The organism is Goekera deserti (assembly GCF_010685995.1).
In the GTDB taxonomy this organism is placed as follows: domain Bacteria; phylum Actinomycetota; class Actinomycetes; order Mycobacteriales; family Geodermatophilaceae; genus Goekera; species Goekera deserti.
Map to the genome: position 1 here is coordinate 551,563 of NZ_JAAGWK010000009.1, position 13,392 is coordinate 564,954.

Sequence of the window (13,392 nt, forward strand, 5' to 3'; positions counted from 1 at the left end):
GTCGTCGACCGGGTCCGGCTGCACGGCTCAGCGCGCCCGGGTCGGGCACTGCCGGGACGCGGCGGCGGCGCGCTCCTCCGGGATGCCCGTCTCCGGGTACCAACCGGCACCGCCGGAGGCGATGAAGGCCGCCTCGTCCAGTGGCTCGGCGGGCGCGAAGCCCTTCGCGACCATGCAGGTGTGCGCGGCGAGGTAGTCGGCGTAGACCACCCGCAGGGCCACCTCGCTCAGCGGGGGTCGCGCGGGCTGGGCAGCCCGGCACGTCGTCATCGACGCCTCGTAGGCGGCCGACGAGAGTGCGGTGCCCTGCCACTCCACGCCGTTGCGGTGCACCGTCACCTGCCAGCCCGCCGCGGTCAGGCACTCCCCCAGCACGACGGCGTCGGCCCGCTGCCGGTCCCGGTCGGCCGCGAACTCCGCCAGCGCCTGCACCATCTCCGCCTCGGTGAGGTCACCGACCACCTCCACCGCCTCGTCGCGCTGCGCCGTGGCCTCGCGCTGCGCGGTGGCGTCGGGTACCGGCCCGCCGGGGGTCGCGACGTCGCCGCCCGGCCGGGTGGGGGCGGCGCCGAGCGAGCCGGCGACGGTCGGCACCGAGACGACCGTGACCACCGCCGCGACGACGGCCACCACGCCGGCCCGGGCGCGCCGGGCCCGGCGGTGCCGGGACACGACCTCCCCGGCGTCCAGCGGCGACCAGCCGACGTCGTCGGCCATGTCGTGCAGCCCGGCGCGGACGGTGCCCTCGATGTCGTTCACGGTGTCTCCTCCAGATGGGTGCGCGTGCGGGCCGGGACGAGTTCCGGGTCGTCGGCCAGCAGCCGCCGCAGCGCCGCCAGTCCGCGGGTGACGTGGTTGTCCACCGTGCTCACCGAGCAGCCCATGAGGCGGGCGGTCTCGGCACGGCTGTGGTCGTCGTAGAACCGCAGCACCACCGCCGTGCGGACGCGGGGCGACAGCTCCCGCAGCGCGTCCCGCAGCTGGCCGCCCAGCGCGCGGGCCGCGTGCCCGTCGTCGGTGCCGGGGTCGGGCACCCGCTCGACCACCTGCTCGGTCGACGCCAGCCGGCGGAGCCAGCTGAGGTGCGCGTTGACCATGAGGCGGCGCACGTAGGCGACCGGCTGGTCGGCGGCCTCGACCCGCGACCAGTGCCCGTAGGCCTTGGCCAGGGCGGTCTGGGCCAGGTCCTCCGCGTGGCCGCGGTCGCCGGTCAGCAGGTACGCCGTGCGCATCAGCGACGGCGAGTGCTCCCGGACGAACGAGCTGAACGCCTCGTGCGTGCCCCTCACGCGTCCCCCCGTCCTCGGTCCTCACTCTGCAGGACGCCGTCGACGGCCGATCCCTCCCACCCGCTCAGGTCACGATCAGGCAACGGACGTCGGGCGCGGTGTCTGGTGGCTCGGCACCGGCGGCCCGGCGAGCACGACCGGCCCGGGGCGGAACAGGGCCGCGGTCACGGCGGCGCCGACGAGGAAGACGCCGGCCGCCACCCAGAAGACGGTGTGGTAGCTGGACAGCGCCGCCAGCGCCTGCGCCTGCTCGGCGGGTGCACCGGCGTCGTCGGCGAGGTAGCGGTCGACCGCCGAGGCACTGATGTAGGTGAACGTGGCCAGGCCGATCGCGCCGCCGACCTGCTGCATGGTGTTGACCATGGCCGACGCGACCCCGGCGTCGTCGTCGTCCACACCGGAGGTGGCGACGTTCTGCGCGGAGCCGAACACCAGGCCGGTGCCGAAGCCGAACAGCAGCACCGCGGGCAGCACGCCGGTGAGGTAGCTGCTGTCCTGGTCGATGCCGGTCAGCAGCACCAGCGCGGCGACGGCGAACAGGCACCCGGCGGGGATGACCGGGCGCGGGCCCACCCGGGGCAGCAGCACCGAGCCGGAGACCCCGGCACCCAGGACGAGGACCGCGGCGAACGGCAGGAAGCCGAGCCCCGCCTCCGTGGCCGACCAGCCGAGCGTCTGCTGCAGGTAGTAGGAGAGGTACAGGAACACCGCGAACGAGCCGACCCCGGAGATCGCGATGCTGAGGAACCCGGCACCCCGGTTGCGGTCCCAGACCACCGACAGCGGCAGCAGCGGGTGCGCCGTCCGGGCCTCCCGCAGGACGAAGCCCACGACCAGCAGTGCGCCGACGGCGAGCGGGACCCAGGTGGACGGCGCCCCCCGGCCCTCGACGGCGGAGTTGCCCAGCCCGAACACCACACCGGCCAGGCCGGCCACCACCAGGACGGCGCCGGGCAGGTCCACCGAGCGGGTGGAGGCACCGCCGCGGGCCGCACCCGGGTCGCGGACGAACGCGAGGGCGCCGAGCAGCGCGACGGCGGCGATGGCGACGTTGATGTAGAGGCACCAGCGCCAGGACAGCTGGTCGGTCAGCACGCCGCCGAGGGTCAGTCCGATGGCCCCGCCCATGCCCGAGACGGCACCGAAGACGGCGAAGGCTCGGCCTCGCTCGGTGGCGTCGTCGGCGAAGGTGACCGACACCAGGGACAGCGCGGCCGGTGCGAGCGCGGCGGCGAACAGGCCCTGGGCGATCCGGGCGCCGAGGAGCACCTCGAAGGTCGGTGCGGCTCCGCCCACGGCCGAGGAGACGGCGAAGCCCACCAGCCCGATGGTCAGGAACCGCCGCCGGCCGAACCGGTCGGCCAGCCGGCCGCCGAACAGCAGCAGGCTCCCGTAGGCCAGCGCGTACCCGGTGACGAGCCACTCCCGGTTCTCCAGGTCGAACCCGAGGTCGGACTGGGCGCTGGGCAGGGCGATGTTGATGATGGTCCCGTCGAGCACGTCCATCAGCTGGGCCAGGCTCAGCACCAGCAGCGCCAGCCACCGTCGGGGATCAGGCCCCGGGTCCTCCGGGAGTGCGTGCGCGGTGCCGGGGCGGACGTCACCTGTGGTCACGGGGTCTCCTCGATGATGGGCGCCGGCACCGGGATGCTCGGGGACGAGACGGCCGACTGTCAGGCAACGTACACTCAGTGTAGAAAAAAGCTACACTCGGTGTAGACCATGAGGAGGCATGGGTGGAGCAGGACGCGACCGGTCAGCAGGAGCCCGTCGGCGTCCGCGAGCGGAACCGGCAGGCGCTGCGCCGGAAGCTGTCGGACACGGCGACCGCGATGTTCCTGGAGCAGGGGTTCGACGCCGTGCGCGTCTCCGACGTCGCCCGGGCGTGTGGCGTGTCCACGAAGACGGTGTGGAACCACTTCCCCACCAAGGAGGCGCTGCTGCTGGACCGCGGCGAGCGGCTGGCCACGGCCCTGCGGACCGCCGCGGCCGAGCGCACCGACGTGCTCGAGGTCGTCGTCACCAGCATCGACACCGAGATCGACCAGCTCGACGCCGACGACCAGGACGACGGTCCGGACGGCGGCGTCCTGCGGTCCGTGCAGGCGTTCGTGCGGCTGGTGGAGGCCAACCCGGGGCTGCGCGCCGCGGCCGCCGACCGCTTCGAGCAGCTGGTCCGGCTCGCCGCCGACGCCCTCGCGGCGCAGACCGGCACGCCCGCCCAGTCGCCGCAGAACCAGATCCTGGCCGGCGCGCTGATCAGCCTGTGGCGCCTGCACCTGAGCGCGCTGCTGCACGCCGGCGACCGGTCGCTACCCCCCGCGCAGCTGCGGGACCACGTCCGCCGCGAGGTGCACGCCGGCGCCGAGCTGGTGGCGGTGCTGGTGCGGGAGGCGGCCAGGCGCCCGGACGTCGGGGGCTGAGCCGCACGGCGTGGCCGTCGTCCGGAAGCGTCACCTCAGGGTGTCACGACGCGGCGTGCCCACCGCGCTCCTGGCGGCTCCCCCGCCCGAGCTGACCCTCGGCGTGCTCGTGCCCGACCCTGCCGCCACGGTGGCGCCCGCTGCCGCGGTGCGTGGCGCACTGTGGGCCGGCATGGGCGTCGCCGCGAGCGTCACACTCGTGCCGGAACCGAGTGCCCTCGACCGGCGCGCCCTGGTCTGATGTGCGCGTGACCGCACCCCTGCCGGGAGACGCCGTCCTCGTCAGCCCGTCGGCGAGGCGCCGGCTGCCGACGCTCGGCGTGCTCGCGCTGTTCCTCGGCGCCTACCTCCTGCTCGGCGCCGCCGGGCTCGTCGAGCCCTGGCTGGTCTGGGCGGGGGTGATCGTGTTCGGCACGATCCTGCTCGTCGGGCTCGCCGGGTCGGTCCGGGCCCGGGGCGCGCCGGCTGGACGAGGACGGCGTCACGGTGCGCGGCGGTGGCACGACCCGTGGTCGGACGTCGCGGAGGTCCGCGTGACCGGCCTGCAGCCGCGGTGGCTCTTCGTCGTCTCGCTCGGGTACCGGGTCGTGGCCGTAGTCGGACGACCGGGCGTGCAGCTGCCCGCTCTGCCCTCGGCCTCACCCGGCCGCTGCCTGCGGGCCTCGGCCCGGCTGCAGGACCGGTGGTACGGCACCCGGTTGGTGGTGATGCCGTACGCCTTCGACACGTCCACCGACGCCCTGCTGGCCGCGGTGCGCCGGTTCAGCGACGTGCCGGTCGTCTCCGGCTGAGACCGCCCGGGTGCTGGACCGCCGGTCCCGCGTGACGGATCCTGCCGTCGACGACCAGCCCCACCCCCACCGGAGGACCCGTGACCGACGCCCCCAAGGGCAGCGCCTACTTCCCCGCCATCGAGGCCCGGTACGGCAAGCCCATCGCCCACTGGCAGGAGCTGCTCCAGGCGCACCGCGCCGAGCAGCCGGAGCAGAAGTTCATGCAGCAGGTCGCCTGGCTCAAGTCCGAGCACGGCCTGGGGCACGGCCACGCGACGGCGCTGGTGTCGGCCACCCCGGCCGGCTGAGCCGGCTCTCCTGGGGCACTGCCCGGGACTCAGGCCGCTGGACCGCCACTACCGATGGCGCGCCACTGGGACGACGGGGGTCCAACGGGTTGACTGCACCTGTGCGCCCCGCCGACCGGCTCGTCGTCGACCAGTGGCGCAGCCTGCTGCCCACCGCCCACCTGCTGACCGGCACCGACGCCGCGGCCCGCGACCTGCTCGCCCGGGGCCTGGCCGCCGCCCGCCGCGTGCCGGGCACGGACGACCACGACCGCGCCGTCGCCGGACTGGTGCGCGCGCACCTGAGCCGGTGGCAGGCGCGCCGCGACGGCTCGATCACCGGGGCAGCGACGGGCGCCTGGTGGGTGTCCCCGGACGACGCCGAGGCCGCCCGCCGCACGTCGGCAGCCCTGGACCGGCTGACCGCGGCGGAGCGCACCGCGGTGGTGCTGCACTGGTACGAGGGCCTGCCCGCCAACCGGGTCGCCGCGCTCGTGCCGAGGGTGGACCTGGAGGCGGCCGCCCGGGAGCTGGCCGGCGAGGTGCCCGACCCGGCCGACCTGCCCGCCCGGCTGGACCAGCTGGCGGCGCAGTGCGACCTCGCCGGCCTCACCGACGAGACGGCCACGGCGGCGGTGGCAGCGGTCGGCGCCCGCGGACGGCGACGGGTCCTGCTGGCCGGGGTGGCGGTGGCCGCGCTGACCCTCGGGGCCGTGGTGGCGCCGGGGCCGGCAGCGGGACCGGAGCCGGCGGCGGCGCCTGCGCCGGGGTCGCTGTTCACCGCGGGCCCGACCCGCGGGTCGCTGGCCGGCGACGGTGCCTTCCTGGACGCCGCCCGGGCCCGGATGGCGGCGGCCTCCGGGGCGGTCGACGACGATCCCTGGGCGGTCGTCTTCGCCGGGGACGTGCAGGGCGTCCGGGCGGTGTTCCTGCTCGACGCGGCCGGACGGGAGCCGACGTGGCTGACCGGGCCGGCCGGCACGCCGGCCGCGGAGCTCGCGTCCAACGGCGCGCTCGGCCTGCCGGGTCAGGAAGCCGCCGCGGTGGCGGTGTCCCGGCCCGACGGCGGCGGTCAGGTCGTGCTGGTGGTCGCGGCACCCAGGGACGGGGTGGAACTCTCCCCCGGCATCGACGTCGCGGCCGACGGCACCGCCGGGCGCACCTTCCGGTCCCTGACGGTGACCGACGGCGTGGCGGTGGGTGTGCTGGACCGGGGCGCTGCCGGCAGTGCCCAGTACCGGCTCGTCCGGGACGGCGTGCCGCTGGAGCCGATGGGCGTCATCGGCTACTTCCCCGTCTCGGTGTCCGTCATGGGTGAGGTGGGCCAGCCGGTGCCGAGCCGGTCGGGCACACCCACCGCGTCCGGGTTCGGCTACGCCTCGGCTCTCGCGGCGATCACCGGGCCGACCGGGTACGCCGCCGATCAGCTCGAGGTCACCGTCCTGGGGGCCGGTCAGTTCCCGGCACCGGGCGGGGAGACCGTCGAGGCGGTCAGCCTGGCCGCGGTACTGCCCTCCGGAGCGGTGGTGACCACGACCGGGTTCGGCTCGTCCCGCACCGACGGGCTCGGGAGCACGACGGCGAGCTGGTCGGGGTGCGGCAGCACCGGCCACCCGGCCGGCACCGACCCGGCCGCGCTCACCGTCGCCGCCCGGTGCGCGTCCTACGCCGGCGACAGCTCGACGTTCGGCGTGACCGTCGTGCTCGCCGCCCCACCGGGCGCCGTGGTCGCCCTGGACGACGCGGCCGGCAGCAGCCCGACGGTGCCGGAGCTGACCCGGGGCTGGGCGTTCGTGATCGACGACCGCGACGTGCTGACCCGCGTCGCCGCCCCCGACGCGGCCGGGACCGTGAGCCGCGAGGGCGCCGATCTCTTCCACGGCTGACCCACCCGGCCGCCGGCCCCGGGGGCCGCGGGCCGACCCGGGTGGGCCGGCGGGCCGGGACTGGGGACACTGGTCCGATGAGCCCGACGTCCGCTGCGGCAGGTGACCCCGAGGCGGTGGCCGGCCCGCTGATGCGGCAGGCGGCCCAGCAGCTGCGGGGCGGGCTGCTCTGCGAGCGGGAGTTCCGCCGGATCCGGCGGCTGGCCTACCAGCTGCGGGTGGACCGGGTGTTCCGCGAGCAGGTGCTCGACGCCTTCAGCCGGGACCCCGAGCGCACCGCCGACACGCTGCTGGCCCTGGGCCGGGACCGGCCGCTGGCGGAGATCGCCCGCGAGCTCGGCTCTTGAACGCGCGAGCGGGTGGTCACCTCGCTCGAGGTGACCACCCGCTCCGCCTGCCCGTGCCGCGGTGTCAGCCGCGCACCACCCGCAGCAGCCCGTCCATGTCCAGGTCCGGCGAGGTCACCGAGTCCGCACGCTGGCGGGCGAAGGACGTGCGCAGCGCATCGGCCAGTTCCAGGGCCGAGAAGGGCAGTGCCCGGAGGGCTGCCTGGATCGGGACGACGACGGCGGGGGCGGTGGGGCCGGGGAGGGCCAGCGAGCTCATGGGGGAAGTGTGCGGCTGCGACCACAGCGACGGATGTGACTGGTGGTGCGTGTCGGGTCACGGTCCGGTCACACCCCGCGCGCCGGGTGGGACACGCCGGTCGGGTCCCGGCGCAGCACCGGGAACTCGAACGCGGACACCTCCAGCAGCGCGGCGGCCAGCCGGGCCGTCCACCAGGCCACGATCTGCTCGCCCACCGCCGCACTGGCCCGGCGAGGGTCGCCCACCACGCCGTTGCTGCTCACGTCGTCGGTGACCCAGGCGGTGGGCACCGCGCCCTCCAGGGTCAGCAGGCCCGGCCCGGCGAACAGGTCGGCGACGGCGCGGCCGCCCTCGACGGCGCGGTCCATGTGCACGGTGTCCGGGGCGAGGGCGAGCATCACCGAGGTCTCGCTGTGCCCGCCGTGGACGTCGAAGTCGGCGCCGACCAGGTCCAGCCCCGCGGGCAGGCCGAGCCGGAAGACCGAGATCGGGAAGACCATCAGCCCGGTGGCCACCCGGACGTCCCGGGCGACGGTGTCCAGCAGGGAGGGGTTGCCGCCGTGCCCGTTGACGAACACCAGCCGGCGGAACCCGGACGCCGCAACCGAGCGGCCGAGGTCCCGGCACATGGCCAGCAGCGTCTCGGTGGACCAGGTGAGCGTCCCGGGCCAGCCCAGGTGCTCGGTCGACTTCCCGATCGACTGCGTGGGCAGCAGCCACACCGGGGCGTCGTCGGGCAGCGCGGCCACCGCGCGGGTCGCCACCTGCTCGGCGATGAAGCAGTCGGTCATCAGCGGCAGGTGCGGGCCGTGCTGCTCCACCGCCCCGATCGGGACGACGGCGACCGCGGCCGTGGTGTCGATCGCGCCCACCTCGGGTCCGGTGAGCCGTTCCCAGCGCCGCTCGGTCGTCATGCCCCGATGCCTACCGGCCCGGTGTTTCCCCCCGGTGACGGACGGTGCTGCTGACGGTTGTCACTGGCAACCGCGCCCGGCGTCCACTTCACTCGTGCCGACCCACCCACCGGCCCGGGGAGCAGCCGTGACCAGCACGACCAGTGACCAGGCAGCGCGCACCGGGGGGCTCACCCCGACCCGGCTGCTGCTGCTGAACTCCGCCGTCGCCTTCGCCCTCGCCTGCCTGGTGATGGTCACGCTGCACGAGCTCGCCCACGCGCTGGCCGGCGTGCTGCAGGGCGGTTCCCCGGTCCTCTACGGGTTCTCCGTCGACCAGGGGCCGGTCACCGACCCCGACGAGGTGCGCAACGCCCTGGCCGGCCCGCTCTTCAGCCTGGTCAGCGGCCTGCTGGTGCTCGCCCTGCCGACGTCCCGGTTGCCCGGGGTGTGGCGGCTGGCCGTCACCTGGTTCGGCCTGGTGAGCGTCCAGGAGTTCTCCGGCTACCTGATCACCGGTCCGTTCGCGCACATCGGGGACATCGGGACGGCGCTGGAGCTGTCCGGCTCCCCCGCGTGGCTGGGCTGGCTCGGCTTCGCGGTCGGCTGGGGGCTGACGTACCTGCTCGGGCGCACCGCCGTCCGGCGGCTCGCGGCGTTCCTGCCGGACGGCGCTCCGATGGGCACGCAGCTGCGCGCGGTCGGCCTGTTCGCCTGGCTGCTGGGGGCAGCGGTGACGGTGCTGCTGAGCCTGGGACTGATGTCGGCCGGCGACGTCGACGTGGGCACCGTCGCGTTCGAGGCGCTCGGCCTGCTGACCGCCGGCATCTTCCTGGTCTTCGTGCGCCTCTTCCTGCCCGTCGCCGCCGCAGCACAGCGCCGCCCGGTGACCCTCGCTGTGCCGGTGGCGGCCCTGGTCGTGCTGGTCGTCCTGGCGGTCGCCCGGCAGGTGGTGCTGGCCGGCGGGATCACCTTCTGACGGCCGGGACGCGGACGGCACACGCCGTTCACGCCCCGGCCACACCCGCTGCCTACAACGACGGCATGCCCGTCGAGACCGAGCGCCTCGGCCCCGCCCACCGGCCGGACACCGGCGTCCCGTGCTGAACCGCCCGGACCTGCTCACCGACGCGACGACGACCCTCGCCGCCCTGGCCACCGGCGAGCTGGGCGCCGAGCAGCTCACCGCGGCCTGCCTGGACCGGATCACCGGCCCGGGGGCGGCACTGGGCGCGGTGGTCGCCGTGGACGCCGCCGGCGCGCTGGCCGCGGCCCGCGCGGTGGACGCCGACCGGGCCGCCGGCCGCCCGCCGGGCCCGCTGGCCGGACTGCCGGTGACGGTCAAGGACTCGATCGACGCCCGCGGCCTGCGCAGCTCGCACGGCCGGGAGTCCGACGCCCGCCTCGCCACCCAGGACGCACCCGTCGTCCGCCGGCTGCGGGAGGCGGGTGCGGTGGTGCTGGGCAAGACGAAGGTGCCGGCGTACCTGGCGCACCTGCACACCTGGGACGACTCCGGTCCCACCCGGAACCCCTGGGACCCGGCCCGCTCGTCCGGCGGCTCCTCCGGCGGTGCGTCGGCCGCGGTCGCGGCGGGGCTGGCGTTCGCCGACCTGGGCAGCGACCTGGCCGGGTCGCTGCGGGTGCCGGCGTCCTGGTGCGGGTTGTTCGGGCACCGGCCGAGCACCGGCCTGGTCAGCAAGCTGGGCAACATGCCGTGGCCGGACGGCGGCCTGCTGGAGCCGATGGTCTCTGCGGTCGGCCCCTTCGCCCGCAGCGCCCGGGACACCGAGCTGCTGATGTCGGTGCTGCCGGGCGCGGAGGGCCCCGAGGCGGTGGCCTGGCGGGTGCAGCTGCCCCCACCGCGGGTGCGCTCGCTGCGCGGGCTGCGGGTCGCGGTCTGGCTGGACGACCCGGACGCACCCGTCGACACCGAGACCCGGTCGGCGCTGCACGGCCTCGCCGACCGGCTGTCCGACGCCGGCGCCCGGGTGACCGAGCTGACCGACCCGCCGGTGCGCGCCGGCGAGCACGGTGAGCTGGCCGCCCGGCTGTGCGCCGGGGAGGTCGTGCACGGCCTGGACGACGCGGCCTGGGCCGAGGTGCGCGCCCGCGCCGCGGACGGCGACCCCGTCGCGCAGCGGTTCACCGTGGACCTGCGCCAGGCGCTGACCGACCTGGAGGCCCAGCGTGCCGCGACCGCGCGCTGGCAGCAGACGTTCACCGGACTCGACGTCGTGCTGTGCCCGGCGGTGCCGCGGGCCGCGGTGCAGCCCGCCGCGGACGGCTCGGTGCCGGCCCGGGTGCCGCTGGACGGCGTCCCGGTCGACCTGGACGTGCTGTCGGACTGGAGCCGGCTGTCCTCGCTGGGGCGGCTGCCGGCCACCGTCGTCCCGCTGGGGCCGGGCGAGCGCAGCGGGCTGCCGGTCGGTGCGCAACTGCTCGGGCCCTACCTGGAGGACCGCACCCCGCTGCGGGCGGCGGTGCTCGCCGAGCGGGCCGGGCTGGTCGGGTTCGCGCCGCCGCCCGGCTGGTGACCCCGGGGTCTCGGCACTCGCGTGCCGGGTCGACACTCGCGGCATGACCCTGATCACCACCCGCTTCACCGACCGCAGCACCGCCGACGACGTCGTGGCCGGCATCGACCTGACCGGCCGGCGGGCCGTGGTCACCGGCGCGAGCTCCGGGATCGGCGTGGAGACCGCGCGCTCGCTGGCCCGCGCCGGCGCCGAGGTGGTGGTCGCCGTCCGCAACACCGCCGCCGGTGACCGCACCGCCGCCGACATCACCGCCAGCACCGGCAGCACCGCCGTCCGGGTGGCGTACCTGGACCTGGTGGACCGGGCGTCGGTCGCCGCCTTCGCCGCCGCCTGGGAGGGCCCGCTGCACCTGCTCGTGGCCAACGCCGGGATCATGGCCACCCCGCTCACCCGCACCCCGGAGGGCTGGGAGTCCCAGTTCGCCACCAACCACCTCGGCCACCTCGGGCTGGCCGTCGGCCTGCACGACGCGCTGGCCGCCGCCGGTGACGCCCGGGTCGTCTCGCTGAGCTCGGTCGGCCACCACGCCTCCCCCGTCGTCTTCGACGACCTGATGTTCGAGCACCGGGAGTACGAGCCCTGGGCGGGCTACGGCCAGGCGAAGACGGCGAACGTGCTCTTCGCGGTGGAGGCGACCCGGCACTGGGCCGCCGACGGCATCGTGGCCAACGCGGTCATGCCCGGCGGGATCATGACCGGCCTGCAGAAGCACGTGGGCCAGGACGTGCTCGACTCGTGGCAGCGGGCGCAGGACTCCGGCAAGGTGCGGTTCAAGTCCGTCCAGGAGGGCGCCGCCACCACCCTGGTCGCCGCGGTCGCCCCCGAGTTCGCCGGCGTCGGCGGCCGGTACCTGGAGGACTGCCAGGAGGCGCCGGTCAGCACCGAGGGCCGCACCGGCGTGCGCCCCTACGCCCTGGACCCGGAGTCCGCCGAGCGCCTGTGGGACGTGTCGCTGGCGCTCCTGCAGCGTTGATCAGCTCAGCTGATCACCGTCCCGCCGAGCTCACCAGCGTTGGTGAGCTGGGACGGATGGTGATCAGCTCAGCTGATCAACGCTGAGGCGCGGCGGGGGCGGCGGGGGGTCAGGTGGGGACGGCGTCGGCGGTGGCGGCGAGGGCGGTGAGGGCGCGGTCCTGCTCGGCGGCGGTGAGCAGGCAGAGCCCGACCGGGGCACCGTCGACGACGCCGGCGGGCAGGGCGACGGCGGGCAGCCCGGCCGTGCTGGCCAGCGAGGTGAGCCGCAGCGTGGCGCCGCGGGCGGCCTCCACGGATGCTCCCCCGGCGCCCAGCCACGGTGCCGGGCCGCTGGCCGCGGGCAGCGCTACGACCAGCCCGGCGGGCACCCGGTCGCGCAGCACCCGGCGCGCCCCGGCGACGACGTCGGCGGCCGCGGCGGCCTCGGCCGGGGTGACCCGGGCGGCGGCGGCGAAGCGGGCGGCCACGTCCTCGCCCACGGTGCCCGGGTGCGCGGTCAGCCACGTGCCGTGCGCCGCCCAGGCCTGCGCGGCCTGCATCGTGCGGAACGCCTCGAACCAGGTTTCCCGCTCACCGTCCTCGACCAGCCGGCCGGTGCTCAGCGGCAACCCCCAGTGCCCGGCCAGCCGCCCGGCCTCCGCCCGCAGCAGGTCGGCCACGCCCGGCTCGGCCAGCGCCAGCAGGTCCTCGGCCAGCAGCACCCCCGCAGGCAGCGTGGTGGCCGGTGGCAGCAGCACCGCGGCGACGTCGTCCAGCAGGCGGCCGGTCGCGGTGAGCCAGCCGACGGTGTCGAAGGACGGCGCCAGCGGCAGCAGGCCCTCGATGGACACCGACCCGTGCGTGGTGCGCAGGCCGAACAGCCCGGTGTAGGACGCCGGCACCCGGATCGAGCCCGCGGTGTCGGTGCCCAGCCCCACCGCGGCCTGCCCGGCGGCGACCGCGGCGGCCGGCCCGCTGCTGGACCCGCCCACGGCGCGGCCCGGCGCGCGCGGGTTCACCGGGGCGCCGGAGTGCACGTTGCGCCCGGCCAGGCTGTAGGCGAACTCGTCGGTCTGCACGATGCCGGCCACGTCGGCCCCGGCCGTCAGCAGCGCGGCGACCGCGGGGGCGGTGACCGTCTCGGTGCGGGCACCGGCCAGGTACACCGGGTTGCCCGCGCCCACCCGGTGCCCGGCGACGGCGAACAGGTCCTTGACCGCCACCTGCACCCCGGCCAGCGGGCCCGCGCCCGACCCGCGCACCAGCGGCGATCCGCGCTCCCGCCAGACCGCGCCCGGCCCGCGGTCGGCCGGCGGCGTGCTGGACACGTGCGCGGCCGCGATCCGCCAGCCGTCCGCCGTCGGCACCCAGGTCTGGGTCTGCAGCCCGCGGGTGCCGTCCGGGCGCAGCGTCTCGGCCACGGCCACGGCCGCTCCCCCGGCCACCGGGACGACGTGCAGCCGGGTCACCGTGCGCGCCGGGGCACCGCCGCGGCCGCGCCGGAAGTCGCTGATCGCCCGGTGCCCGACCAGCACGCCCGACGCGTCGGCCCGCAGCGTGTGCGGCGCGTCGAGGAACAGCCGGTCCAGCTCGTCGAGGTCGTCGGCCATGAGCGCGGCCTCGTAGCCGGCCACGGCGGCGGTCACCTCGGCGACGACGGTCTCGTCGGTCGGGGGCTCGGCGGTCAGGGGCTCGGGCGTCACGGGCTCGGGCAGCGGCGGCATCGGGCGATCCAAGCAGCCGCACCCGGCCCCGCTGC

The 13,392-nt window shown here is 76.5% G+C and carries 15 protein-coding genes; 9 read left to right on the forward strand and 6 right to left on the reverse strand.

Annotated elements, in window-relative coordinates:
• Positions 1-27 precede the first annotated feature (27 nt).
• The 3 genes from G1H19_RS06980 to G1H19_RS06990 form a co-directional block, all read right to left on the reverse strand.
• Positions 28-759 (reverse strand): hypothetical protein, encoded by a 732-nt coding sequence (locus G1H19_RS06980; RefSeq protein ID WP_152728348.1) that lies wholly within the window; start codon positions 757-759, stop codon positions 28-30.
• A complete protein-coding gene (locus G1H19_RS06985; RefSeq protein WP_162392657.1) occupies positions 756-1,289 on the reverse strand; it encodes a SigE family RNA polymerase sigma factor in 534 nt (177 codons plus the stop codon). Before G1H19_RS06985 ends, G1H19_RS06980 begins: the two co-directional genes overlap by 4 nt.
• A gap of 75 nt (positions 1,290-1,364) precedes the next feature.
• The gene (locus G1H19_RS06990; RefSeq protein ID WP_202925847.1) at positions 1,365-2,903 is read right to left on the reverse strand and encodes an MFS transporter; all 1,539 of its coding nucleotides are present in this window, start codon (positions 2,901-2,903) and stop codon (positions 1,365-1,367) included.
• Between the two features lie 122 nt (positions 2,904-3,025).
• Between G1H19_RS06990 and G1H19_RS06995 the strand changes: the two genes are divergently transcribed.
• The 6 genes from G1H19_RS06995 to G1H19_RS07020 all read left to right on the forward strand — a co-directional run bounded on the left by G1H19_RS06995 (position 3,026) and on the right by G1H19_RS07020 (position 7,005).
• The gene (locus G1H19_RS06995) at positions 3,026-3,712 is read left to right on the forward strand and encodes a TetR/AcrR family transcriptional regulator (RefSeq protein WP_152728346.1); all 687 of its coding nucleotides are present in this window, start codon (positions 3,026-3,028) and stop codon (positions 3,710-3,712) included.
• 55 nt (positions 3,713-3,767) lie between these two features.
• Positions 3,768-3,953: a hypothetical protein gene (locus G1H19_RS07000; protein ID WP_152728344.1), complete on the forward strand. Its 186-nt coding sequence runs from the start codon at positions 3,768-3,770 to the stop codon at positions 3,951-3,953.
• A gap of 7 nt (positions 3,954-3,960) precedes the next feature.
• Complete coding sequence (locus G1H19_RS07005; RefSeq protein WP_152728343.1) at positions 3,961-4,503, forward strand: hypothetical protein; 543 nt, start codon at positions 3,961-3,963, stop codon at positions 4,501-4,503.
• An 80-nt stretch (positions 4,504-4,583) separates the two neighbouring features.
• Complete coding sequence (locus G1H19_RS23870) at positions 4,584-4,793, forward strand: DUF4287 domain-containing protein (RefSeq protein WP_162392658.1); 210 nt, start codon at positions 4,584-4,586, stop codon at positions 4,791-4,793.
• Positions 4,794-4,894: 101 nt separating this feature from the next.
• Complete coding sequence (locus G1H19_RS07015; protein WP_152728339.1) at positions 4,895-6,658, forward strand: RNA polymerase sigma factor; 1,764 nt, start codon at positions 4,895-4,897, stop codon at positions 6,656-6,658.
• 77 nt (positions 6,659-6,735) lie between these two features.
• Positions 6,736-7,005, forward strand: coding sequence for a hypothetical protein (locus G1H19_RS07020; RefSeq protein ID WP_152728337.1), 270 nt, complete (start codon positions 6,736-6,738; stop codon positions 7,003-7,005).
• Positions 7,006-7,069: 64 nt separating this feature from the next.
• On the opposite strand, the gene G1H19_RS07025 is transcribed toward G1H19_RS07020, so the two are convergent.
• Positions 7,070-7,264: a hypothetical protein gene (locus G1H19_RS07025; RefSeq protein WP_152728335.1), complete on the reverse strand. Its 195-nt coding sequence runs from the start codon at positions 7,262-7,264 to the stop codon at positions 7,070-7,072.
• A 68-nt stretch (positions 7,265-7,332) separates the two neighbouring features.
• The gene (locus G1H19_RS07030; RefSeq protein WP_152728333.1) at positions 7,333-8,160 is read right to left on the reverse strand and encodes a creatininase family protein; all 828 of its coding nucleotides are present in this window, start codon (positions 8,158-8,160) and stop codon (positions 7,333-7,335) included.
• Positions 8,161-8,287: 127 nt separating this feature from the next.
• Here G1H19_RS07030 and G1H19_RS07035 point away from each other — a divergent pair, with 127 nt between their 5' ends.
• The 3 genes from G1H19_RS07035 (at position 8,288) to G1H19_RS07045 (ending at position 11,652) form a co-directional block, all read left to right on the forward strand.
• Positions 8,288-9,118, forward strand: a complete 831-nt coding sequence (locus tag G1H19_RS07035) for a hypothetical protein (protein WP_152728331.1) — start codon at positions 8,288-8,290, stop codon at positions 9,116-9,118.
• A gap of 121 nt (positions 9,119-9,239) precedes the next feature.
• Positions 9,240-10,676, forward strand: a complete 1,437-nt coding sequence (locus G1H19_RS07040) for an amidase family protein (RefSeq protein ID WP_162392659.1) — start codon at positions 9,240-9,242, stop codon at positions 10,674-10,676.
• A gap of 43 nt (positions 10,677-10,719) precedes the next feature.
• Positions 10,720-11,652 carry an SDR family NAD(P)-dependent oxidoreductase gene (locus G1H19_RS07045; RefSeq protein ID WP_152728327.1) on the forward strand — a complete coding sequence of 311 codons (933 nt, stop codon included), beginning with the start codon at positions 10,720-10,722 and terminating at the stop codon, positions 11,650-11,652.
• Between the two features lie 109 nt (positions 11,653-11,761).
• Here G1H19_RS07045 and G1H19_RS07050 read toward each other — a convergent pair whose 3' ends face one another.
• Positions 11,762-13,357 (reverse strand): AtzH-like domain-containing protein, encoded by a 1,596-nt coding sequence (locus tag G1H19_RS07050; RefSeq protein ID WP_152728325.1) that lies wholly within the window; start codon positions 13,355-13,357, stop codon positions 11,762-11,764.
• Between the last annotated feature and the right edge of the window lie 35 nt (positions 13,358-13,392).